At 59.9% G+C, this 23,681-nt stretch carries 22 protein-coding genes; 9 read left to right on the top strand and 13 right to left on the bottom strand.

Annotation, left to right across the window (positions count from 1 at the left end; translation table 11 throughout):
- Nucleotides 1–138 precede the first annotated feature (138 nt).
- From ACTG2T_RS05645 to ACTG2T_RS05630, 4 genes are all read left to right on the top strand, one after another.
- Complete coding sequence (locus ACTG2T_RS05645; RefSeq protein ID WP_330125521.1) at nt 139–1,857, top strand: acetolactate synthase 3 large subunit; 1,719 nt, start codon at nt 139–141, stop codon at nt 1,855–1,857.
- The gene (gene ilvN, locus ACTG2T_RS05640) at nt 1,857–2,351 is read left to right on the top strand and encodes an acetolactate synthase small subunit (protein WP_005311605.1); all 495 of its coding nucleotides are present in this window, start codon (nt 1,857–1,859) and stop codon (nt 2,349–2,351) included. Before ACTG2T_RS05645 ends, ilvN begins: the two co-directional genes overlap by 1 nt.
- Before the next feature lie 103 nt (nt 2,352–2,454).
- Complete coding sequence (locus tag ACTG2T_RS05635) at nt 2,455–3,081, top strand: LysE family translocator (protein ID WP_330125530.1); 627 nt, start codon at nt 2,455–2,457, stop codon at nt 3,079–3,081.
- A 134-nt stretch (nt 3,082–3,215) separates the two neighbouring features.
- Complete coding sequence (locus ACTG2T_RS05630) at nt 3,216–4,175, top strand: LysR substrate-binding domain-containing protein (protein WP_330125520.1); 960 nt, start codon at nt 3,216–3,218, stop codon at nt 4,173–4,175.
- A 90-nt stretch (nt 4,176–4,265) separates the two neighbouring features.
- Here the strand turns inward: ACTG2T_RS05630 and ACTG2T_RS05625 are convergent, their stop codons facing one another.
- The 6 genes from ACTG2T_RS05625 to dusB form a co-directional block, all read right to left on the bottom strand.
- Complete coding sequence (locus ACTG2T_RS05625) at nt 4,266–5,447, bottom strand: M20 metallopeptidase family protein (protein WP_330125519.1); 1,182 nt, start codon at nt 5,445–5,447, stop codon at nt 4,266–4,268.
- On the bottom strand, nt 5,447–5,896 hold the full coding sequence (locus ACTG2T_RS05620) for a hypothetical protein (RefSeq protein ID WP_322862721.1): 450 nt from the start codon (nt 5,894–5,896) through the stop codon (nt 5,447–5,449). The genes ACTG2T_RS05625 and ACTG2T_RS05620 overlap by 1 nt, the downstream gene beginning before the upstream one ends.
- Entirely contained in the window at nt 5,893–6,711 is an 819-nt protein-coding gene (locus ACTG2T_RS05615; protein ID WP_127007839.1) for a DUF3100 domain-containing protein, read from the bottom strand. Before ACTG2T_RS05615 ends, ACTG2T_RS05620 begins: the two co-directional genes overlap by 4 nt.
- Nucleotides 6,712–6,969: 258 nt before the next feature.
- Nucleotides 6,970–7,851, bottom strand: a complete 882-nt coding sequence (locus ACTG2T_RS05610) for a DMT family transporter (RefSeq protein WP_330125518.1) — start codon at nt 7,849–7,851, stop codon at nt 6,970–6,972.
- A 112-nt stretch (nt 7,852–7,963) separates the two neighbouring features.
- Nucleotides 7,964–8,260 carry a DNA-binding transcriptional regulator Fis gene (gene fis, locus ACTG2T_RS05605; protein ID WP_005309538.1) on the bottom strand — a complete coding sequence of 99 codons (297 nt, stop codon included), beginning with the start codon at nt 8,258–8,260 and terminating at the stop codon, nt 7,964–7,966.
- Between the two features lie 26 nt (nt 8,261–8,286).
- Entirely contained in the window at nt 8,287–9,252 is a 966-nt protein-coding gene (gene dusB, locus ACTG2T_RS05600; protein WP_019445016.1) for a tRNA dihydrouridine synthase DusB, read from the bottom strand.
- A 292-nt stretch (nt 9,253–9,544) separates the two neighbouring features.
- Here dusB and ACTG2T_RS05595 point away from each other — a divergent pair, with 292 nt between their 5' ends.
- The 4 genes from ACTG2T_RS05595 to ACTG2T_RS05580 all read left to right on the top strand — a co-directional run bounded on the left by ACTG2T_RS05595 (nt 9,545) and on the right by ACTG2T_RS05580 (nt 14,370).
- Nucleotides 9,545–10,942, top strand: coding sequence for a TolC family protein (locus ACTG2T_RS05595; protein WP_042656819.1), 1,398 nt, complete (start codon nt 9,545–9,547; stop codon nt 10,940–10,942).
- 73 nt (nt 10,943–11,015) lie between these two features.
- On the top strand, nt 11,016–12,020 hold the full coding sequence (locus ACTG2T_RS05590) for an HlyD family secretion protein (RefSeq protein WP_330125517.1): 1,005 nt from the start codon (nt 11,016–11,018) through the stop codon (nt 12,018–12,020).
- The gene (locus tag ACTG2T_RS05585) at nt 12,020–13,174 is read left to right on the top strand and encodes an ABC transporter permease (protein ID WP_330125516.1); all 1,155 of its coding nucleotides are present in this window, start codon (nt 12,020–12,022) and stop codon (nt 13,172–13,174) included. Before ACTG2T_RS05590 ends, ACTG2T_RS05585 begins: the two co-directional genes overlap by 1 nt.
- A complete protein-coding gene (locus ACTG2T_RS05580; protein ID WP_330125515.1) occupies nt 13,174–14,370 on the top strand; it encodes an ABC transporter permease in 1,197 nt (398 codons plus the stop codon). The genes ACTG2T_RS05585 and ACTG2T_RS05580 overlap by 1 nt, the downstream gene beginning before the upstream one ends.
- A 110-nt stretch (nt 14,371–14,480) precedes the next feature.
- Here ACTG2T_RS05580 and ACTG2T_RS05575 read toward each other — a convergent pair whose 3' ends face one another.
- From ACTG2T_RS05575 to ACTG2T_RS05565, 3 genes are all read right to left on the bottom strand, one after another.
- Entirely contained in the window at nt 14,481–15,116 is a 636-nt protein-coding gene (locus tag ACTG2T_RS05575; protein WP_330125514.1) for an SDR family oxidoreductase, read from the bottom strand.
- A gap of 133 nt (nt 15,117–15,249) precedes the next feature.
- Nucleotides 15,250–16,104 carry a DnaA ATPase domain-containing protein gene (locus ACTG2T_RS05570; protein WP_042010405.1) on the bottom strand — a complete coding sequence of 285 codons (855 nt, stop codon included), beginning with the start codon at nt 16,102–16,104 and terminating at the stop codon, nt 15,250–15,252.
- 71 nt (nt 16,105–16,175) lie between these two features.
- Complete coding sequence (locus ACTG2T_RS05565) at nt 16,176–16,874, bottom strand: DnaT-like ssDNA-binding domain-containing protein (protein WP_005349201.1); 699 nt, start codon at nt 16,872–16,874, stop codon at nt 16,176–16,178.
- A gap of 240 nt (nt 16,875–17,114) precedes the next feature.
- Between ACTG2T_RS05565 and ACTG2T_RS05560 the strand changes: the two genes are divergently transcribed.
- Nucleotides 17,115–18,086, top strand: a complete 972-nt coding sequence (locus ACTG2T_RS05560; RefSeq protein WP_330125513.1) for a response regulator — start codon at nt 17,115–17,117, stop codon at nt 18,084–18,086.
- Between the two features lie 74 nt (nt 18,087–18,160).
- Here ACTG2T_RS05560 and ACTG2T_RS05555 read toward each other — a convergent pair whose 3' ends face one another.
- The 4 genes from ACTG2T_RS05555 to pta form a co-directional block, all read right to left on the bottom strand.
- Nucleotides 18,161–19,558: a peptide MFS transporter gene (locus tag ACTG2T_RS05555; RefSeq protein ID WP_040065012.1), complete on the bottom strand. Its 1,398-nt coding sequence runs from the start codon at nt 19,556–19,558 to the stop codon at nt 18,161–18,163.
- 213 nt (nt 19,559–19,771) lie between these two features.
- Complete coding sequence (gene galU / locus ACTG2T_RS05550; protein WP_111900684.1) at nt 19,772–20,683, bottom strand: UTP--glucose-1-phosphate uridylyltransferase GalU; 912 nt, start codon at nt 20,681–20,683, stop codon at nt 19,772–19,774.
- A 95-nt stretch (nt 20,684–20,778) separates the two neighbouring features.
- Entirely contained in the window at nt 20,779–21,099 is a 321-nt protein-coding gene (locus ACTG2T_RS05545) for a ComEA family DNA-binding protein (protein WP_150997405.1), read from the bottom strand.
- Nucleotides 21,100–21,476: 377 nt separating this feature from the next.
- Nucleotides 21,477–23,657 (bottom strand): phosphate acetyltransferase, encoded by a 2,181-nt coding sequence (gene pta / locus ACTG2T_RS05540; protein WP_005339119.1) that lies wholly within the window; start codon nt 23,655–23,657, stop codon nt 21,477–21,479.
- Nucleotides 23,658–23,681: the final 24 nt, after the last annotated feature.

Below are 23,681 nucleotides of genomic sequence, written 5' to 3'. Positions count from 1 at the left end.
CTTTTTTTCTACTGTCGACGGGGCTGAATTGGACCGATCTGCATTCAGATAACAACAAGAAATGGATCGGGCTGTGCCGGGAAGCACGGCATCGTCGGCGGGATTCGCTAAACGGAGCAAAGCCTGGAGGGCTTTATCATGGAGATGTTATCAGGCGCCCAGATGGTGGTTAGAGCGCTGGAAGATCAGGGAGTTGAGCACGTCTTCGGCTACCCTGGTGGCTCAGTGCTCGACATCTATGACGCTCTCTTCGAAAACGGCAAGATGGAGCATGTCTTGGTGCGGCACGAGCAAGCCGCGGTTCACATGGCTGACGGTTACGCCCGTTCCACCGGCAAGGTGGGGACTGTGCTGGTAACGTCAGGCCCGGGAGCGACCAACTGCATTACCGGTATTGCCACCGCCTATATGGATTCCATTCCGCTGGTGATCCTCTCCGGCCAGGTGCCGACCAGCATGATCGGTGAGGATGCGTTCCAGGAGACCGACATGATCGGTATCTCCCGCCCGGTGGTGAAGCACAGCTTCCTGTGCAAGAAGGCGAGCGATATTCCCGAGGCCATCAAGAAGGCCTACTACATTGCCGCCAGCGGCCGCCCGGGGCCGGTGGTGGTGGATCTGCCCAAAGATGTGCAGAACCCGAAAGAAAAATTCCCCTACCAGTATCCCGAGACGGTCTCCCTGCGCTCCTACAACCCGACCAAGTCTGGCCATAAAGGGCAGATCAAGCGGGCTGCTAAGCTGCTGGTAGAAGCCCAGCGCCCGGTGATGTACGTGGGCGGTGGTGCCATCAACGCCAATGCGGACCATCTGGTGACCAAGCTGGCGGAGCTGCTGAATCTGCCGGTGACCACCACCCTGATGGGGCTGGGGGCTTTCTCCGGTGTCCATCCGCAATTTATCGGCATGCTGGGGATGCACGGCACCTTCGAAGCCAACAAGACCATGCACAACGCGGATCTCATCTTCGCCGTGGGAGCCCGCTTCGATGACCGCGTCACCAACAACGTGGCCAAGTTCTGCCCAAATGCGACCGTGGTTCATATCGATATCGACCCCACCTCCATCTCCAAGACGGTGCAGGCCCATGTGCCTATCGTCGGCTCGGTGGAAACCGTGCTGGAGCAGATGCTGGAAGTGATCCGCGAGTGTGGCTTCGATAACGACAAGGAGGCGCTGGCGGACTGGTGGAGCCAGATCAACCAGTGGCGCTCCCGTCACTGTCTGGCCTACGAAAAGTCGGCCACCCAGATCAAGCCGCAACAGGTTATCGAGACCCTCTACAAGGTGACTCAGGGTCAGGCGTTCGTTGCCTCCGACGTCGGCCAGCACCAGATGTTTGCTGCCCTCTACTACCCGTTTGCCAAACCGCGCCAGTGGATCAACTCAGGGGGCCTCGGCACCATGGGCTTCGGTATTCCGGCTGCCATGGGGGCCCAGTTTGCCAACCCGGATGCGGTGGTCTGCTGCGTCACCGGGGATGGCTCGGTGCAGATGAACATTCAGGAGCTCTCTACCTGCATGCAGTACGGGGTGCCCATCAAGATCATCTCCATCAACAACCGTGCACTGGGCATGGTCAAGCAGTGGCAGAAGATGTTCTACGGCGGCCGTCACAGCCACTCCTACATGGAGTCCCTGCCGGACTTCGTCAAACTGGCGGAAGCCTACGGCCACGTCGGTATCGCGGTGAGCGATCCGGTGGAGCTGGAGAGCGCCATGGAGAAGGCCTTCGCCATGAAGGATCGGCTGGTGTTCATGGATATCTCGGTCGACCCGGATGAGCACGTCTATCCGATGCAGATCAAGTTTGGTGCCATGGACGAGATGTGGCTGAGCAAGACGGAGAGAACCTGATGAGACATATAATTTCCGTTCTGCTGGAGAACGAATCCGGCGCCCTGAGCCGCGTGGTGGGCCTCTTTTCCCAGCGCGGCTACAACATCGAGACCCTGACGGTGGCGCCGACCGAGGATCCCACCCTGTCGCGCATGACCATAGTCACCATGGGTGACGAGCGGGTGCTGGAGCAGATCCAGAAGCAGCTGCACAAGCTGGTGGATGTGCTCAAGGTGTGCGACTTGAGCGAAGGGGAGCATATCGAGCGGGAGATTGCGCTGGTCAAGGCGCGCGCCGCCGGTGGAGCCCGTGACGAGCTGAAACGGCTGGCGGATATCTTCCGTGGCCAGATCGTCGACGTCACCCCCGAGCAGTACACGGTACAGTTGGTGGGCACCAGCGAGAAGCTGGATGCCTTTATCAAGACTGCCGCCCAGACCAACGAGATCATCGAAGTGGTGCGCTCCGGCGTCTGCGGTATCTCGCGGGCGGACAAGGCGTTGCGGCCCTGATGGCTGGCGGGACAGCTGATGATGCGTCAGCTGCCGCAGAGGAAAGGAAAGAGGGCTCTGCGGAGCCCTTTTTGTTTGGTTTTGCTTTACGAGGGGAGGGATGATGTTCGGTATTCATGATCTTGCACTGTTTATGGTCTCGGGGCTGCTGCTCAATATCATGCCGGGGCCGGACTCCCTGCTGGTCATGCTGCGCAGCGGCTCGCAAGGGTGGCGTGCCGGTTCGGTCGCGACGTTGGGTATCGGCACAGGTGTCATGGTGCATGTGCTGGCGGCGGCCCTCGGTCTGTCGGCCCTGCTCAGTGCCTCGGCCGAGTTGTTTGCCCTTATCAAGCTGGCTGGCGCCATCTACCTCATCTATCTGGGGTTTTCCTTGCTGCGCCAGCAGGCAACGGGTGCAATGGAGAGAGGGATCACCTTGCCTGCCCTATCCTATGGCCAGATTTACCGGCAAGGGGTGCTGACCAATGTGCTCAATCCCAAAGTAGCGCTCTTTTTTCTCGCCTTTGTGCCCCAGTTCATCGCACCGGATGCCCCCGACAAGGCGCTCGCCTTTATCTTGCTCGGTTGCATCTTCAACCTGGGCGGCATCATCTGGTGTCACTTGCTGGTCTTTACCGCCGTCTATGCCAGCCACAAAGTACGGTTGTCACAGCGTCTCGGCCGCTGGCTCAACCGAGGCATCGGTACCCTGTTTGTCGGGCTCGGGCTCAAGCTCGCCAGCGACTAGCTCGCGGCTTTCTGACCTGGGGCAGGTTATCGCGCGCGGCGCTGTGGTATGGTCGGCTGTTAGCTGCGGGTCTCTCCCGCGCTCTCTTATAAACGCCAGCATTGCTGGCCGCAGCAGCGAGATCCCTTGCCCAGATGAACATCGTCCGGCTCAAGAACTTTACCGAGATCGTGAAGAACAACTTCAACATCTCGGCGACGGCGGAGAAGCTCTACACCTCCCAGCCGACCCTCAGCAAGCAGATGAAGATGCTGGAAGATGAGCTGGGGCTCGCCCTCTTTACCCGCAAGGGGAAGAATCTGGTCGGTTTGACCAGCGCGGGTGAAAAGGTGATGGAGCTGGCCAAGGGGGTAGTGGCGCAGGTAGAGCAGATCAACCAGCTGTCGCTGGGAGAGCAACTGGCCACCAGCGGGGTGCTGCGCATCGCCACCACCCACACCCAGGCGCGCTACAAGCTGCCAGCGGTGATCACCGAGTTCAGCCGCCGCTATCCCGAGGTGGCGATCCAGATCCATCAGGGGGCACCGGCCCAGCTGGCCCAGATGGTGCAAAGTGGCGATGTGGATATGGCGATCGCCACCGAATCCATGTATCTGTTCGATGAGCTGGCCGCCGTCCCCTGCCATCGTTGGGGCCGCAGCGTGGTGGTGCCCCACGGCCATCCGCTGATCGACTGTCAGCCGCTGTCGATGGCGGATCTGGCTCGTTATCCACTCATCACCTATGTGTTCGGCTTTACCGGTCGCTCCAAGATGGATAAGGCTTTCAGCCGCCACGGCCTCTCGCCGAAAATCGTGCTGACCGCCACCGACACCGACGTGATCAAGCACTACGTCCGGCTCGGGATGGGGGTCGGGGTGATTGCCAGCGTGGCCTTCGACGAGGGGGATCGGGAGGATCTGGTGAGCCTCAATATCGACCACCTGATCGCCTCGAGCGCGACCCACATCTGCCTGCGCAAGCATGCCCATCTACGTGACTACATGTACGACTTTATCCACCTCTACGCCCCCCATATCAGCCGGGAGACGGTGCAACTTCATCTGATCAATCAGCCGCCTGCCACCAATATGGCGGAGCTGCCGTGGCTCTAGCCGCGGGTTGTTTGCCACGCACAGAGCAAACATGCAGAGATAAAAAAAGAGAGGCCGTGGCCTCTCTTTTGGTTTTATCGGTATACGGGATTACGCGCTGCGGGTCGCCAGATTGATAAAGATCTGGGCTCCGACCAGCAGGCAGTCGTCATCGAGGTAGTAGGGATTCGCATGCAGGTAGTTGCAGATCCCCTTGGCCTGACAGCCGCTGCCGAGGAAGAATATGGCCCCCTTGCGGCCACGGCAGGCGTTGACCATATAGCTGAAGTCTTCGCTGCCGGTCATCGGCTGACCCTGAGCGTTGATCCCCTCGGAGGGCAATACATCGGCGGCCGCTTGCAGCAGACGGGCGCATGCATCGGCGTGGTTCTCAACCGCCGGATACCCGGCATAGACCATCTTGGTCTTGAAGCCGCGCAGTTCGCTCTGGGCCACGATCTCCTTGAAGCTGTTCTTCAGGATCTGGTCGGTCTCGGCATCCATGGCACGGATGGTGCCGCGCGCCTGCACATGGTCGGCGATGGCGTTGGGGATGGTGCCGCCGTTGATCATGCCGCAGCCAAACACCGCCGGGCTGAACGGGCTGGTGCGCTTGGCGACGATGTAGTCCATATCCTCGATGATCCGCACCGCTTCGCGGATGGCATCCAGCCCCTTGTGGGGGGTCGAGCCGTGGGCGGAGATACCGTGCACATCCAGCGTCCAAGCAGAGCCCCAGGAGGACATGACTCCGTTGTTGAACTTGATGGTGCCGGTCTCCATGGCGCCGTCGTTATGGAGGGCATAGACCTCGTCTACCCCCTTCATGCAGCCCAGTTCCACCATCTTCTCGGCTCCCGGCACCCGCATGTCCTCTTCCGCCATCTGAAAGATAAAGCGGACGTTGTACTGCAGGCGATCGCGGTTGGCGGCCAGAAACTTGGCTGCAGTCAGGGCGATTGCCATATGGGAGTCGTGACCACAGTTGTGAGCCATTCCCTCGTGGGTTGACTTGAACGCAACGTCGCTCATGTCGTGCATCTCGAGGCCATCCATGTCGGCACGGAAGGCGATGGTCGGCAGCACAGGATCAACCACCAGATCGCCGTGAAAACCGGTGAAGCCCGGATAGTCGGTGAGGCGATAGCCAAAGCCTGCCATCAGCTCGCGGCAGTAGGCCGAGGTCTTGAACTCGACGCCGGAGGCTTCCGGAATGGTGTGCAGATGGTGGCGCACTTCCTGACTGAAGTCGCGCAGGGCCAGCAGGGCCGGTTCAATGTGGATGTTGTTCATCAGATGATCCCTTGCATGGAGAAGCCGAGCTGGGCCACCAGCGAGGCGCCGAAGAAGCAGCAGGTGGAGACGATCATGAAGATCAGGATCACTTTCCAGGACATCTTCTTCAGCTCTTCCAGCTGACCGCCCACCGAGAGACCGGCGAAGGCCAGCAGCGGTACGCAGCAGGAGAGGAAGGATATCTTGGCAACTGCGTCAATGAAGAGGCCGCGCACCGGGGTTTCCGGCAGGCAGATGAGAATGCCGATGATGGTGGCATAGGCAAATGCCGGCAGGGAGGAGGGCAGATAGCGCTTGGCAATCAGCGAAGCGAACACCACCAGTGACATGGCGACGAAGCTGTCACCCATAAGCCAGAGCGGAGTGCCGGTGGTCAGGGTCTGGGTAAACATGGCCAGCAGGATCGCCAGAAAGACGAACCGCATATCCATTACGATGCTTTTCATGCTTTCTCTCCTTTGGCAGTCAGGGCATAGATTTTTTCAGCGAGCGGCAGACCCAGATAGGTGAGGGAGAGGGCGCCGAGGGCAGACGAGAGCAGGTTCGAGGCTGCCGCGATACTCAACACCTGCTGAGCCAGCGCTTCGTCGAGACCGTTGATCAGGGCGCCGGAGGCGGCACTCAGCATGGAGCCTGAGCCCACGCCGGAGCCGGCAGCCAGCGCCAGCGGGTGCAGGCCGGTGAGCGGGGCGATACTGCCCAGCACGCTGAACCAGAGGGTGCCGATCACGGAGCCGCACAGGTAGATTGCGAGCACGCCGATGTACTCCTGGGAGCCGGTGCCGAACTTGCCCTGAATTACCGCGACGGACGGCTCGCGACTGATGGAGGAGCAGGCCCCGATGGCGCGGCGGCCAAAGCCGAACTTCACCGCCAGCGGAATGGCGATCAGGATCGGCAGCAGGTTGCCAATCTCCTGCAGGAACAGCGGCACGCCGACGCTCAGGATCATCTTCAGGTTGGGGATGATCATCCCCGCGTACTGGGTGCCCAGGATCAGCAGGCTGAAGCCCACCATCTTGCCGCAGAAGCCCTCTTCTTTCTCGGTGAAGAGCTGCTTCCAGCCGGGTATGCGATCCTTGACCGGTTTGGCGGAGACAATCATGCCGATGATGACGGCAAAGAGCATCGGCAGGATCGGGATGATGGCGATGCCGATCTTGAGCTCCTGTTTGCCTATCAGGTACTGGGCCACAAAGATCAGCATGGCGGTTGCCAATATGCTGACCGTGACCGTCTTGAGGGGGCTGGTTTGCTGCATAGTCTTTTCTCTTGTTATTCCCATGTGTGGCCATCGTCAGGATTGTCCAGACCTATGATGGGGGCATCATAGGGAGCGAAGAGGGGTAGGAATGTGACCTTCATCAAGCTGTCCATATGGCATTTTTTCATGGGGTATGCCCTTTAACCCTATGGATACCAAGGGTTAAATGCCATTAACAGAACGTCAGCATTGGCAGGACAAGATAAGCAAACAGGAGGGAAATGGTGACACCGCCCCGCAGGGCGGTGACGCGTATCAGGCTGGCGTTTTGAGCCGTGCACTGCGCAGCAGCAGGGGCAGTTGGTAGAGCACCAGGGCGCCGAGTACCAGTCCGGCACCGGCCAGTTTGGCGCCGCCGAGGGGTTCGTTGTAGAAGAGGGTGCTCAGCAGCAGAGTCCAGACCGGCTCCAGCAGCATCATCAGGGCGGCGTGGGCGGTGGTCATCTTGCTCAACGCATGGGTGAGCAGCCAGTAGCGCAATGTGGTGGCGATCAAGACGCTCGCTGCAAACCAGCCCCAGATGCCGTGGCTGACTCCAGCCTCTGGCCACTGCTCGGTCAGCAGGGAGAGCAGGGTGCCGAGCAGGCCGGTCATCGCCAGCTGGATGCAGGTGAGCCAGGTGGGGGCAATGGATTGGGCGAAGTGGCGATGGACGGCAAGCTGGATGCCGAGGGTGGTGGCCGCTGCCAGAAACCAGAACAGCGAGAGCGACACGCCCCAGTGGGTACTGCTGGAGAGCAGCAGCAAACCGGCGATGGCGATGGGCAGGGTGAGCCAGTAGTGGCGGCCGGGCTTGGCTCGAAAGGCTCCCCAGGCGGCCAGCGGGGCCATCAGGGTGGCGACGCTCATGATAAAGGCGCCGCTGCCCAGTGCATCGCTCTGGCTGATGGCGGTGACCCACAGCAGCAGGCTGGCACCGAGCAATGTGCCGCAGCCGGCGGCGCGCGCCAGCTGGGCTCGGGTCGGCGGCGGTTCACGCAGCCAGGCGAGGGGGAGCAGCAGCAGGGCGGCCAGCAGGAAGCGGCTACCAATAAAGGCGGCAGGGGGCAGTTCGCGGATCGCCTCTTTCGAGAAGAGCCAGCCAGCAGCGGCTAGCAGGGTGACCAGTACCATCAGCAGCAGGGGAGTGCGGTTCATCGGGGTCGCCATGGTGAAATGGATGGGAGAGCATAAAGGAAAGGCGCCAGGTATTGCTACCTGGCGCCTTTCGCATCTGCCTTGAACCGCCGTCGCGGCTCGCGGCCAGCAATCAGTTCATGCCGTAACGCTTGAGCTTCTTGCGCAGGGTGCCACGGTTGATACCCATCATCACGGCAGCGCGAGTCTGGTTACCACGGGTGTACTGCATGATCACGTCCAGCATCGGCGCTTCGACTTCGGAGAGAACCATATCGTACAGATCAATCACTTCCTGACCGTTCAACTGGGCCAGGTAGTTACGCAGGGCCTGTTGCACAGAGTCACGCAGGGGGCGCTGGGTCGGCTCGGCAGCGTGATTGTGAGTAGTTGTTACCAATGCATCAGAAGTCAGGGTTTGTTCGAACATATTCGGTCGGCTCTTTAGTTATCTTGTTAACCTAATCCATCGAAATACGCTTCGAGTGCCTCAAGTTGCGCGTCTGCGCAATCCAGGGCATTGAAGTGCTTACGGAATTCTCGGCCCGTCTCTTCTTCATCCAGATACCAGCCCACGTGTTTACGGGCTATGCGCGCTCCCAGATATGCACCATAAAACCGGTGCAGGTTGGTTACATGCTCGTTCATCAGGGTGCGAACCTCTTCCCTCTCGGGAGGCGGCAGCTTGGTGCCCGTCTCAAGAAAATGACGGATTTCCCGGAAAATCCAGGGTCGTCCTTGCGCAGCTCGGCCGATCATCACGGCGTCGACACCGGTATAGTCGAGGACATACCGGGCTTTCTCCGGGCTGTTGATGTCACCATTGGCGACAACAGGAATCGATACGGCCTGCTTAATCGCCCTGATCGTGTCGTACTCCGCTTCGCCCTTGTAGAGGCAGGCACGGGTACGACCATGCACGGCAAGGGCCGCGATACCGCAATCTTCGGCGATTCGGGCGATCTCCACGCCATTGCGGTTATCCGGATCCCATCCTGTGCGGATCTTCAAGGTGACAGGCACCTCCACTGCATCCACCACGGCCCGGCAAATTGCTTTGACCTGATCGGGGGCACGCAGCAGGGCAGAACCTGCCAACTTCTTATTCACTTTTTTTGCCGGACATCCCATGTTGATGTCGACGATCTGTGCGCCCTGCTCCACGTTGTAGCGGGCAGCAAACGCCATCATCTCGGGGTCGGCTCCGGCAATCTGGACCGAACGCAATCCGCCTTCTGCAGAGTGATCCATCCTCATCCGGGTTTTCTGGGTATCCCAGACATCCGGGTTGGCCAGCAGCATCTCGGAAACGGCCATGCCAGCCCCCAATCGCAAACAAAGTTCACGGAATGGTCGGTCAGTTACACCGGCCATGGGAGCCACAATCAAGGGAGTTTCAAGCGTGTGGGGACCTATCTGCATTCCACGGTTACCATCGGCTTAGGGCGGCGTATATTACGCATTTTTTAGGCAGGAGAAAAGGTTAGTATTTGAGCGTCAGCCATTTTTTTCTGAAAAAAACGTCGCGCCAAGGCTTGCAAATTCTGGAGTTATTGAAAAACGGCCAGATTGCCGGAGAGTGAGCGCTGTACCATTCGGGTCGGACGCCTGCATAATTGTCAGTCCACTTGCAGGCCCGCTTTGCGTTATGATAGCGGGCTTAAGTCGAGCAAATGCTCCAAACATTTATGCAACAAAAGCGGATTGGGGATCTATGACGTCAAGGTTCATTAAATCACTCTGGCCGTGTCTGATGGGGGCCGTGCTGGGGTCGGCACAGGCGCAAACCATCAGTTTCGGTGAAGCCTGGACCCGGGTCATCCAGCAGGATGAAGGGCTGGCTGCCGAACAGGCCGGGGTCGATCGGGCCAAGCAGCTGCGCGAGGCGGCCAAGGACATGTATCTGCCCAAGGTGGATTTGGGGGCCAGCTATACCCATCTTGATCAGCCGATTGAACTTGATGCCCTCGATCTCAATCCGCTGGCCAAGCAGAAAGATCTGATCCTGGCGCTCGGCAGCCTGTTCGGGGTCGGGGCCAACGCATTTGTCACCCCCCTGACCAAACAGAATGTGGTGACCAGCTCGGTCAAGATGCTCTGGCCGCTGTTTGCCGGTGGTCGCATCGATGCGGCGCAGGATATCCGCCAGGCGCAGGTGAGCGAGGCGCAGCAGCTGCTGGTGCTCAAGCAGCAATCCACTTTCGAGAGCCTCTCCCAGACCTATTTCGGCGTGGTGCTGGCTGCTCAGGTGGTGCAGACCAAACAGGAGATCGAAGAGGGGCTGGCCCACCATCTGGATCACGCCAAGAAGCTCGAAGCGCAGGGCCAGATCGCCAGGGTGGAGCGCCTTTCCGCCCAGTCGGCCTATGACCGCGCCCGCATCGATACCCAGAAGGCGCGCCGCAGCCTCGAGATCGCCGAACTGGCCCTCGGCCGCATGCTGAAGTTGCCAAATGCCCAGCCGGGCAGCGGCCTGTTCGTCAACAAGGAGCTGCCGCGCCTTGAGGGGTTGGTGAGCCAGACCTTGGAGGTGCACCCCGGTCTCAAGCTGCTCAGCGCCAAGAAGGAGCAGGCCAAGGGGCTGATCCGGGTCGAGCAGGGCAAATATGCCCCCGAAGTATTCCTGTTCGGCAACTACAACCTCTATGAAGATGATTCTCTCGCCTCCAAGACCGCGCCGGACTGGCTGGTGGGGGTGGGGGTCAGCATGCCGCTGGTGAGTCGCGATGGCCGCTCCGAGACGGTGCAGGCCGCCAAGAGCGCCGAGCTGCAGGTCAATCTGCTGCAGGCCAAGACCCGCCAGGATCTGGAGTTGCTGGTAGAGAAGACCTGGCGCGAAGCGGCGCAGGGGCTGGAGGAGTATCAATCCCTCTCTTCCACTCAGGCGTTGGCAGAGGAGAACGTGCTGCTGCGGGACAAGGCCTTCGGTCAGGGACTTTCTACCTCCCTTGATGTGGTGGATGCCCAAAACCAGCTGGCGGGGGTCAAGACCCAGCGTGCGGCGGCGGCCTATCAATATGTGGTGTCGCTGGCCCGTCTGCTGGCGCTCTCCGGCCAGATGAACAGTTTCAATCAATATCAGCACGGTCAGGTGATCGAGGTGAACTCATGATCGCACTCCAGTCCGTTCCTTTTTCTATCTCTGTTTCGACCGCCAAGGGTCGCCCGTTTGTCGAGGTGAAGTGATGAGCCATCCCCCCATCAAAAAGAAGATGAGCCAGGGTAAACCGCTGTTGTTGCCGCTGGTGCTGGTGATCCTGGTGGTCTGGCTCGGCTGGCGCTTCTGGCTCGCTTATCAGCCGGAGCCGGTGCATCTGCAAGGGCAGATTGAAGCGCAGCAGTACTCGGTCTCCTCCAAGGTGCCGGGCCGCATCGACGAGGTGCTGGTGAAAAAGGGTGATCAGCTGACCAAGGATCAGCTGGTCTTTACCCTGGCGAGCCCCGAGATTGAAGCCAAGCTGAGCCAGGCCAAGGCCGGTGAGGCCGCTGCGGGTGCGCTGGCGCAAGAGGCGGAGAAGGGGGCCCGTGCCCAACAGATCGCTGCCGCCAAGGATCAGTGGCAAAAAGCCAAGGCTGCCGCCCAACTGCGTGGCAAGACCTATGAGCGGGTTGCCAGCCTGCACCGCGACGGCGTAATGCCGCTGCAAAAGCGCGATGAGGCCTGGACTGCCTGGCAAGCTGCACGCTACAGCGAAGGGATGGCGTGGCAACAGTACCAGATGGCGTTGGAAGGGGCGCGGGAAGAGACCAAGATCGCCGCTCGCGAGAAGGCCAAGATGGCGGCGGGTTCCGTGGCCGAGGTTGAGGCCTATCTGGCCGATACCCGCATCACCAGCCCCCACAATGGTGAAGTGAGTCAGGTACTGCTGCGCAGCGGCGAGCTGGCGCCACAAGGCTTCCCTGTCGTGACCCTGCTCGACATGAGCGATGCCTGGGCCCAGTTCCACGTTCGCGAGGATCTGCTGCCCCGTTTCCCGGTCGGTACCGAGTTTGATGCCCGCATCCCGGGCCTTGGCGACCAGACCGTGCGCTTCAAGGTGACCCATGTGGCCGTGATGGGGGATTTCGCCACTTGGCGTGCTACCGATACCCGTCAGGGTTTCGATATGAATAGCTTCCAGGTGGAGGCTCGCCCGCTGCAACCGGTTGAGGGGCTGCGGGTTGGCATGAGTGTGCTGGTTGAACTCTGATGGGACGTGAATTTCGGCTGCTGTGGCAGGATCCATTCAGCCGTGCCCTGATGAGCTGGGTGCCGCTGCTGCTGATGGGGATCCTCTGCTGGATCTTCTCGGCAGGGTTGGTCCGCGACCTCAAGGTGGGGCTGGTGGATCTCGACCACAGCATGCTCTCGCGCCAGCTCGCCTTCTCGCTGGATGGCTCGGCCGGGCTCAAGGTGGCGCAACAGTTTGACTCCATCGAGGCCGGGGCGCGCGCCTTGCGCGGTGGCGACATCTATGCGCTGGTGGTGATCCCCAACCATCTGGAGCGGGATGCCCGTCAGGGCACCCAGCCGCAGGTGACGGTGTTCAACAACGGCCAGTTCATCCTGATCGCCAAGCTGGTCAACTCGGCGCTGGCGCAGGTGGTAGGCACTCTCAACGGTCAGGTCGGCGTGCTGGAGGCGATGGCCGATGGCAAGGCGCTGCCCGGCGCACTCGGGCAGTCGGTGCCTATCAGCAGTCAGGTAACGGCGCTCTATAACCTCAACTCCAGCTACGCCCAGTTTCTGTTGAGTGCCATTCTGCCAGCCGTATGGCAGATCCTGGTGGTGCTGTTCGGCCTCAATGCGCTGGCCCGTAATGATCGGCTGGGGCTGGACTGGACCACTCGCGGGGTCTGGTTTGGTCTCTGGCGCACCCTGTTGCCCCACGTGCTGATTGGCTGGGGGTGGGGGATAGTCTGGACGCTGCTGTTGTTCAAGGGCTTCTCCTACCCCATGCACGGCAGCTGGCTGGTGCTGGTGGTGGGGCTGGGGCTTGCCTCGGCTGCCTGCGTCACTATGGGGGCCTTCTTTTACGGCATCATTCGGGATCCGGCCCGCGCCCTGTCGCTGGCGGGGGCTTACACGGCGCCCGGTTTCGCCTTTATGGGAGTTACCTTTCCGGTGAGTGCCATGGGGGATTTCGCCCGCTTCTGGCGCAGCCTGTTGCCGGTCTCTCACTATGTGGAGCTGCAGATTGGTCAGAGCAACTACGGTCTGCCCCTCGCATCGGCGCTGCCGCAACTGGGGGCGCTGCTGCTGTTCCTGCTCCCCCTGCTGCTGGTGGTACGCCGTTACAAGCAGCAGGCCGAGCTTGCCCGTCAATCAGCCGTAGTGGCCGTCGCCGAGAAGGAGCCTGAGTGATGCTGGGATTTGTCGATCTGTTGCGCCTAGAGCTGCGCACCCTGCTGGCGGATCGCGCCATCATGCTCACCCTGTTTGGCGGGGTGATCTTCTACTCGTTTCTCTATCCCCAGCCCTATCTGCATCAACTGCCGCGGGAAGAGGCGGTGGTGGTGGTCAACGACGATGGCAGTCAGCTGTCGCGTCAGCTGGAGTTTATGGCCGATGCCACGCCGCAGGTAAAGCTGGTGGCGCGAGCCAATTCGCTGGCCGAGGCGCGTCAGTTGATGATGGCCGGGGAGGCGAGCGGCATCCTGCATATCCCCAACCACTTCTATCGGGATCTGATGCTGGGCAAGAGCGTCACCCTGAGCTATGCCGGTGATGCCTCCTACTTTCTGGTCTACGGCACCATTGCCGAAGGACTGGCGCAGGCCGGTGGCACTCTCGCCGCGCAGGTGAAGGTGGCGCGGCTGTTGAGCCACGGCGAGGCGCTACCACAAGCGGCCATGGGCTGGAATGCGGTGGCCCTCAACGTGGTACCGGTGTTCAACCCCACCATGGGCTATGTGAATTACGTGGTGCCGGCGGTGTTCGTGCTGATCCTCCATCAGGTGTTGCTGATGGGGGCGGGGATCCTGGGGGCGACCCAGAACCAGCGCAGTTGCCGCGGCGAGCATGGTTACTGGCAAAGCGCGCCGGTGTTGCCGCTGCTGCTGGCCAGAACCCTGGTGCTGGCGGGGTTGTTCCTGTTACCGGTGAGCTACTTCCTCGGCTTCTGCTTCGATCACTACAACATCGCTCGCCATGCTGACCCTGTGCAGCTTTGGCTGTTCGCCCTGCCATTCCTGCTGGCGACCTGCTGGTTTGGCGTGGTGCTCGGCGCGATATTTACCCGGCGGGATCTGCCGACTCAGGTGGTGCTGATCTCCTCCCTGCCGCTGGTTTTTCTGGCGGGCTTTATCTGGCCGCTCGAGCTGATCCCGGCGCCTCTCAACTGGCTGGCTCAGTGGGTGCCCACTATCCCCGCCATCGAGGGTTTTCTGCGCCTTAACCAGATGGGGGCCGACTTCGCGCAGGTTGCCCGCTACTGGTGGCAGCTGTGGGGTCTGGCGCTGCTCTACGGTGTGCTGGCCTGCCTGCTGCTGCGTTGGCGGCAGCTGTCGTTGCCGGTTGCTCGCCCGTCAGTCGTGCAGAGTGAAATGACCGCCGGTTAAGCTGGATGGTGCAAGCGCGCGTGAGATAGCGTGTGCGGTAAAGCGAAAACGGTCAGCTCTTGGGCTGACCGTTTTGTTATGTGGTGGGGTTAAGCAGTTTTACTGCTGCTTTAGCCGCGCTGGAGTTCGGGATCGCCGATGGCGTAGATCTGTCCTACCGCCGTCTCATCCGCCAGCAGGCGCAGCCCTTGGGCGGCCACATCTGCGCGGCGCACCAGTCCGTGCACCTCCTTGTCCTGACTCAGTTCGGCGCGGCCGGTGGCATCGCCATCCTGCAGGCCCGCCGGGCGCAGAATGGTCCACGCGAGGGAGCTGGTCTGCAGCCAGCTCTCCGCCAGACTCTTGAGACGTACCTCGTGACCGAAGGCGGCGCGGGCCCGCTCCGGCAGATACTGCCAGCTGTCGCCACAGCCGAGGGAGGTGACCAGCAGCAGCCGTTTCAGGCCTGCCTGCTCCATGGCATCGATCACATGGCGGTTGCCCTGATAGTCCACTGGCGCTGTCTGACGGAAGCTGCCGAGGGTTGAGACGACTTGGGCATCTTGCCCTGCCGCAATGCAGGCCTGCTGCACCGCAGCCGGATCCAGCGCATCCCCCTCGATCACCTCAACTCCCAGCGTCTCCAGTTCCGTAGCCATCTCGAGGCTGCGCACCAGCGCAACGACCCGGTGCCCTTGGTTCAGGGCGTGATGAGTAAAGGCGCGGCCCAGCCCGCGGCTGGCTCCGAAAATCAGTGTGGTTGGCATAGATGAGCTCCCTTGGCAAAAGGGGCTAGCCTAGTGGCTTGTTCGTCTGCTGTAAATGAGAGTTGTTTCTATTTGTGAGTCAGCAAGGAGGAGAAGGTGCGAGCCGTCAGCGACTCGCACTCTTTGAGAGGGATCAGCCGTTGTAGTTGCCGATGCTGGGGCGACGGCTGGGGCCGCTCAGGTGGATATCCACCGGATTGAACGCCTTGATCGCCTCATAGCTGAAATCACCGATCGCCTGATGCAGGCTCTGGGGCGTGTGGTTGGTGATGATGATGACGCTCTTTGACAGGTTGCGACGGCGGCGCAGCAGGTGGCCGAGGAAGCTGGACTGGCTCTCCGCCATCTTGGCGCGGTTGGCCGATACCTCATCGATGATCAGCAGATCCACCTCTTCCAGCGCGCGGCGGTACTGGTTGCGCTCGTCCTGATCGGGGATCACGTTGAAGAACAGCCGATCGACGATGGAGGCCCACTGCTGGAAGATCACCGATTTCTGGTGACGGGCGATCAGCTCATGCGCTACCGCCCCCGCGAGGGTCGACTTGCCGGTGCCGTAGTCGCCATAGATCAGCATGCAGCCGCCACCGCTCTTCTCCCAGTGCTCGAAGCCGCTGATAAAGTAACGGGCGGTTTCGATAGGGTATTGCAGCGCCGGATCTGTGGCATCCATTTTGTCGAACACCCAGTCGGGGTTGAGGTCGGCCTGGGCGATCAGTTTCTGGATCCGTTCCTGGCGGGCTGCCTTCTGCAGCTCGCGCACCTCGGCGTTGGCCTTGGCGTCGTACTCCTTGCGCAGGGTCTCGTAGTCATACTGACCGCCGCCGGTCTCTTGTTGCAGGCGACGAATGCGCTCCAGCAGGCCACCCACATGGCGGCTCAATTCCGGGTCGTGAATGCGGTGATCCTGCTTGGCCTTGGCGATCTTCTGGCGCTTGGCTTCGATCTCTTCCAGCTCCTGGCGCAGGGGATCTTGCGGGTCAGTCATGGAATGCTCCTTCTGCTCGATCAGGGATGGGTAGACAAGGGGTTGATTCTGCCTGCAGGCGGGGGCCGCTATCAATCATTATCCGGCTCCTGCTGCGCTGCGGGTTCTTGCGTCTGCTGTTGGGCCAGTCGCTTGGCCTCTTCAATCATCTGTTGGGCCCGTTTGCTGGGGCCCGACTCTGCCGGGGCCGGCGTCACCTGCTGGTAGCCCTGCACCTCCATCGGTTTGCGACGGGTATAGCGGCGGGTCTTGAGGGCGCGAATGAACTTGAGCATCCATTGATGCTGGGAGTCGAACACCTCGGGGCGCCCCAGCCAGTAGGCGATAAACTCCCCCAGATCCTCTTCGCTGTAGCTGGCATCGATCACTCCGCACAGACGGGCGAGGGCGGGCAGCTCTTCGTCCGGGCGCCACTGCAGATGCATCTGGAAGGGGCGTTCCGGCAGCGGGCTGCGCAATTTCTGGGTCAGCAGTGGCAACTGGAACGGGCACTGATGGTAGTGCTCACTCTCGGGCTGAGCCTCGACTTGCAGCAGGCCCGCCTCCATCAGTTCATCGAACAGCTCGGTGAGCTGGCGGGCATTGACCTGAAACGAAAAGCCGCAGGGATCACCCGGATCGACCACCGCCAGCGCCCGACCCAGCTCGGGATAGTTGAGCCGGGCAGCCTGATTTTCCAGCACCAGTCGGCGCAGCTGCAGGGTGTAGAGACTGCGAGCCGGATGGGACAATCTTGGGTGGGCAAGGGCGCTGTATTCGGCTGGGGTCATGGTCTTCTTCACGAGCTGGAGTGGGGGGCATTATCCCTTATGGCGCCCACTTGCACAATTCAGATGGCGGTCGTAGTCGCGGGGCAACCCGAGCGAATAGAGCTGCGCGGACGGATGGGGTTCTCTTGATGCCTTCGTATGATCGAGGTCTACTTTTGACGCAGGGTTTCCGCGCTGACCGCACTTTTGAGCTAGTCTTAATACCTAAATAACCAATTGACTAATAAGAGCTTTATCAAGATGTCAAAAGCCGGGCTACGGATCCTGGTGGTGGAGGACGAGGCTGTTTTTCGCCACTCGTTAGTGAGTTACCTCGCACGGGACGGGGTAACTGTCTTTCAGGCCGAAGATGGCATTGAGGGGCTATCGGCCGCTGCTCTCTACCATCCCGATGTGGTGCTCTGCGATCTCAATATGCCCAATATGGATGGCCACGAGGTGATCGCCTGCCTCTCTGCGCGCTATCCCCATATTCCGGTTATCGTCATTTCGGCCCAGAGCACCATGGAGGCGGTCGCCAGCGCCTTGCGTGCCGGTGCGCGGGACTATCTGATCAAACCCCTTGAGGATTACGCGCTGGTCGAGCGCAGCATTGAACAGTGTCTCAACGGCAGCGTCAACCGGGCGCAGCAACTGGAACTGATGGATCACATCGACTATTTCAGTGCCCACGACAAGGCGGCCAGCCGCCTGCTGGCGGGGCTCAAGCCGCCGGGCTTGCAGGAGTGGGGCCCCTGGCAGGTCACGTTCAAGGGGCTGGGGCAGTTGTTTATTCCCGATACCTTCAAGGTGGAAGACAAGCTGCTGGTGCTGGTGATGGAACTGCCGATCATGGGGACGGATGCGGCATTTTGTGGGGCACTGGTGCGATCCTTGATGAACGTCCCCTACCGCCAGTTTCAGCAGAACGAGAGCCGGTTGCTGAGCCAGCCGCACCGGTTGCTCGACTACCTCAACCATCAGTTGATGGCGTCCGGGCTTCGTCACTCTTTTGCCATGGCGGCGCTACTGTTTGATCAGCATGATGGGTTGGTGTTTGCCAACGCAGGGCTCACCTCTCCCCACTGGCTGATGCGCTCCGGCGGCTTGCCCCTTGGCCTGATGCGCAGTAGCCACTACGCCCTGCACAAACGCAGCTGGCATGAACCGTTCGCCCTGCAGTTTCGCAGCGACAGCGGCGGCTCGCTGGATGTGCAGGTTCGTCATCACTGATGCCGCCTGATAAACAGGCCAAAACAAACAGGGCGCCGATGGGCGCCCTGTTTATTGTTTACAATCCTGACCGTTTAGACGGTGGCGGATTGCAGTTTCTTCTCTTGAGCTTGCGGCTCTTTGGCCGGGCCTTCGGCACCGTGCATCCAGTAGACCAGGCGGTTGGCCATGGTCAGCAGGATCAGGGCGCTCAGTATCGCAGCCAGGGCGATGCCACCGAAGATGGCGATCGGACCGGCTTCACCTACGAAGGAGCCGATAAAGCCCGCAGCGTAGTTGGCCAGGGCAACGAAGCCAAACCAGGCACCCATCATCAGGGAAGCCAGACGCAGCGGAGCCAGTTTGGTCACCATGGAGAGGCCGATCGGGGAGAGGCAGAGCTCGCCTAGGGTGTGGAACAGGTAAGCACCTACCAGCCAGAACATGGAGGTTTTGACGGTGTTGTCACCACCCTGCTGCAGCACGGCACCGACCATGAACAGGAAGCCGATAGCCAGGAACAGCAGACCCATGGCGAATTTCACCGGAGAGTTCGGCTCTTTCTTGCCGAGCTTGATCCAGATGGCCGCAACGACCGGTGCCAGGGTGATAATGAAGAAGGGGTTCAGGGACTGGAACCAAGCAGTCGGTACTTCGAAGCTGCCGATCATGCGGTCGGTATACTCCTGGGTGTAGAGGTTCATCAGACCACCGGCCTGCTCGAAACCGGCCCAGAAGATGATGGTGAACAGACCCAGTACCAGAATAACCTTGATGCGATCCACTTCCTGCTTGGTTAGCGGTGCTTTCTGCTCGGTAGTACGCAGGGCGGCTGCGCGCTGGGCGGCAGTGACGCGACCGATGTCACCCAGGAAACGCTGGGCCATGGTTGCCTGGATCACCAGAGAGAGCAGCATACCGATACCGGCGCCGACGAAGGCTGCTTGCCAGCCGTAGGCCGTAGCGGCAGCACCACAGATCACACCTGCCAGCAGGGAACCCAGGTTGATACCCATGTAGAAGATGGTGAAAGCACCATCACGGCGGTGATCACCCTCTTCATAGAGGTCACCCACCATGGTGGAGATGTTCGGTTTGAACAGGCCGTTACCCACGATCAGCAACGCGAGGCCCGCGTAGAACATGGTGTTGACCATATCCGGGAACATGGCGTGGGGCAGTGCCAGAGTGAACTGACCTGCGGCCATCAGTACGGCACCGATCAGGATGGCGCGACGTTGACCCAGGAAGGTGTCAGCCAGCCAGCCGCCGATCAGCGGAGTGATATAAACCAGACCGGTATAGATACCGTAGAGTTTGAGGGCATCTGCCTGACTCCAGCCCAGACCGCCGTTGGCAGTCAGGTCGGTCAGATAGAGCACCAGCACGGCACGCATGCCGTAATAGGAGAATCTCTCCCACAGTTCAGTACTAAAGAGCAAAAAAAGCCCTTTAGGGTGACCTAAAAAGGTCCCTTTTGACGGGTTATTCATTGGAACTTCCACCTGTGTCTTATATTTTTTTGAGTTTTTTATGCAAGGGCGAGAAACACGCCTCAATCCTTATAGAGCATGTGTGAATAAATTACAACATTATGATTTGCTGAGAGTTTATTTACTCTTGATTGATTTTTTGTTGCAAAAATGAAAAAGGAGCATCATTTGATGCCCCTTAAATACGTCTATAAAAAACAGATTTATCAGCGATTACAACTGCTTGACGAACTGCTTCAGCCAGCCGATGAATTCACCATTCAGCTCGTGATGGCGCACACCATATTCCACATTGGCTTTCATGTAGCCCAGCTTGCTGCCGCAATCGTGGCTCTTGCCCTTCATAAAGTAGGCGTTGACCTGCTCCTGCTCCATCAGCATGGCGATGGCGTCAGTCAGCTGGATCTCGTCACCGGCACCGGCCGGTGTCTTCTCCAGCAGCGGCCAGATATTGGAGGAGAGGACGTAACGACCCACCACCGCCAGATTGGAGGGGGCTTCGTCACGGGGTGGCTTCTCGACAATGGCCTGCATCGGAAGGGACATCCCCTCGCTCAGGGCCTCGCCCTTGATGTCGGCGATGCCATACTTGTCCACTTCGCTCTCGGGAACCGCTTCCACCATGATCTGGCTGATCTGGTTCTCTTCGAACATGTGCACCATTTCGGCCAGGTTGTCTTTTTTCGGGTCGCTGGCCACTTCATCAATCAGTACATCCGGCAGCAGCACGGCAAACGGGTTGTCACCGATCAGCGGGCGGGCACACAACACAGCGTGGCCCAGACCTTTGGCCTCCCCCTGACGGACGTGCATGATGGTGACGTCTTTCGGGCAGATCTGTTGCACCTCTTCCAGCAACTGACGCTTGACTCGCTTCTCGAGGGTCGCTTCCAGTTCGAAACTCTTGTCGAAGTGGTTTTCGATGGAGTTTTTACTGGAGTGGGTGACCAGCACGATCTCCTTGATACCGGCGGCGATGGCTTCGCGCACTACGTACTGGATCAGCGGTTTGTCGACCACCGGCAACATCTCTTTCGGGATGGCCTTGGTGGCTGGCAGCATACGGGTACCCAGACCGGCTACCGGGAGCACGGCCTTACGAACAACAAGAGGAGTCTTTTTCATGGAAAACTATCCAGTGGGATTAAAGTGCGGCAATCATACCCCAAGAAAAATGGGGCAGCCACAGGCTGCCCCATTTGCAACTGATCCATTCGACTTTATTTGACTATTATCATGTCCCTGTTGGCTTCCAGCGTGGCCGGGCCAATGCCATTGACATCCGCCAGCTGATCGACCGAGGTGAACTTTCCCTGTTTTTCCCGATAGTCGACGATGGCTTGTGCCTTCTTGTCGCCAATCCCTTTCAGGCTGGTGAGTTCGGCAAGGGTGGCCGTATTGATGTTCAGCTTACCGGTCTCCTTGGCGACCTCGGTCGTGGTTGTTTGCTTGGGTGCTGCCTTATCTACGGCCAGCACAGGTTGGCTGAACAGTGGCAAGCAGGCCAGCAGCATGATTGCAGAGAGCTTCTTCATCAGCATTTCCATTCCTCCATGATGTGGATATTGCCGAGTGGCACATTGATGAATAGCGTATCGAACGGGTCTTTTTCACTGCTATTTCTAACAGGTCAAATCCTCATGCCGATGGCGAAATATTTGCTATAAGCGCTTCACTATGAATGCCCTCATAAATCCAACCGTATGATCTTGAATCTATTTTAGATGCATCTTTAAGGTGGCGGGCACGCTTTCCCGCAGCGCTACGCTCGAGGCATTTCTGGCACATCACATGGCATTGTTCTGTGCAACACTGCGCTGATGGCATGTTTCACTGGTCTTCAAAAGAGAACCAATAAAAAAGGCTGCTCACTTGGGGTGAGCAGCCTTTGTGATCTGTTTTTTCAGACAGGCACTGATTAGGCTTGTTCGTCAGCCTGTGCAGCCTGGATACCGGTCAGGGCGATGGTGTAGACGATGTCGTCAACTAGGGCGCCACGGGAGAGGTCGTTGACCGGCTTGCGCATGCCTTGCAGCATCGGGCCGATGGAGACCAGGTCAGCGGAACGCTGCACCGCTTTGTAAGTGGTGTTACCGGTATTCAGGTCCGGGAAGACGAACACGGTGGCTTTACCGGCAACCGGTGAGTTCGGTGCCTTGGACTTGGCCACGTTCTCCATGATGGCCGCATCGTACTGCAGCGGGCCGTCGATGATGAGGTCGGGGCGCTTGGCCTTGGCCAGCTCGGTCGCTTCACGCACTTTCTCTACATCGGCACCGGCGCCAGAGGTGCCGGTGGAGTAGGAGATCATGGCTACACGCGGCTCGATGCCGAAAGCGGCAGCAGAGTCGGCGGACTGGATGGCGATCTCGGCCAGCTGCTCGGCAGTCGGATCCGGGTTGATCGCGCAGTCACCGTAGACCAGAACCTGGTCAGGCAGCAGCATGAAGAAGATGGAGGAGATCAGGGAAGAGCCCGGAGCGGTCTTGATGATCTGCATCGGCGGACGGATGGTGTTGGCAGTGGTGTGCACCGCGCCGGATACCAGGCCGTCAACTTCATTGCGCTCCAGCATCATGGTACCCAGTACCACGTTGTCTTCCAGCTGCTCGCGGGCAACCACTTCGGTCATGCCTTTGTTCTTGCGCAGCTCGACCAGACGCGGCACATAGCGCTCGCGCACAACGGCCGGATCGATGATTTCGACGCGATCGGTCAGAACTACACCCTGCTGCTCGGCAACACGACGGATCTCTTCCGGGTTACCCAGCAGCACCGGACGGGCAATGCCACGCTCGGCACAGATGGCGGCAGCCTTGATGGTGCGCGGCTCGTCGCCTTCCGGCAGCACGACACGCTTGTTGGCCTGACGGGCCAGCTCGGTCAGCTGATAACGGAATGCCGGCGGGCTCAGACGACGGGAACGGGTAGAGCTGACGGTCAGCGACTCGATCCAGTGCTTGTCGATGTGGCCAGCGACATAGTCCTGTACCAGCTCGATACGCTCGCGGTCATCTTCCGGAATATCGACGTTGAAGTTCTGCAGGCTGACTGCGGTCTGCCAGGTGTTGGTACCGGTCATCATGATCGGCAGGCCGGTGGCCATGGCCTGTTGGCACAGCGCCATTACCTGCGGCTCCGGATGATAGTTACCGGTCAGCAGCAGGGCGCCCAGCTTGACGCCGTTCATGGCGGAGAGGCAGGCGGAGACGATGACGTCAGAGCGGTCGCCAGAGGTGACCAGCAGGCTGCCCGGACGGAAGTGCTCGACCATGTTGTGGATGGAGCGGGCGCAGAAGGTCACGGTCTGCAGGCGACGGCTGTCCAGCTCACCCTTGTGCAGGATCTTGGCGGCCAGATGCTTGGCGAGATCCTTGGCGCGCGGGGCGATCAGCTGGGTGTTCCAGGGGATGCAACCCAGGATGCGCAGCGGGCTCTTGCCAAACACTTGCAGCACTTCCAGGTTGTGGGCAGCGTCGGAAGCGTGGTGATGGGCTTCGAACATCTCGGTCAGGTCAGGACGGGTTACGCCATGCTCGTCAACCGGCGCGCCAACCTTGTTGATCACGCAACCAACGATGCGGGGGTTGTTGACACCACCGAAGTTGGAGCAGGCCAGTTCGATGCGCTCTTTCAGCTTCTGGCTGGAGTCATGGCCCGGGTGGGTCACGAATACCATGTCGGCATCCAGAGCCTTGGCAACGTCGTAGTTCAGCTTGTTGGCAAAGGGCTGCTTGTCGGTCGGCACCATACCTTCGACAACCAGCACTTCGGCACCACTGGATTTCACGTGCTCTTCGAAGCGGGCAACAATCTCTTCCAGCAGGATGTCGGTGTTGCTGGAGCTGATCATGTTCTCGGCGTAGGAGAGGGTGAAGGGCTCGGGCGGATTGATGTTGGCAGCAGCGCGGATAACGGCGGTTGAGCGCTCGGCACCGGTTTCACCCGGACGCGGCTGGGCAACCGGTTTGAAGAAGCTGACATTGACACCGTGACGTTCCATGGCGCGAACAACGCCCAGACTCACGGAAGTTACGCCGACACCAGTGCCGACCGGGATAAGCATAATAGTGCGTGCCACTTTATACCCCTTGTTCATTTTTTGGGATCAGGAAAAGGCCGC

The organism is Aeromonas sp. 75A, from assembly GCF_051919425.1.
Lineage (GTDB): Bacteria > Pseudomonadota > Gammaproteobacteria > Enterobacterales > Aeromonadaceae > Aeromonas > Aeromonas veronii.
Note: the sequence above shows the minus strand (reverse complement) of the source record. Positions and strands in the feature narration are given on the sequence as shown.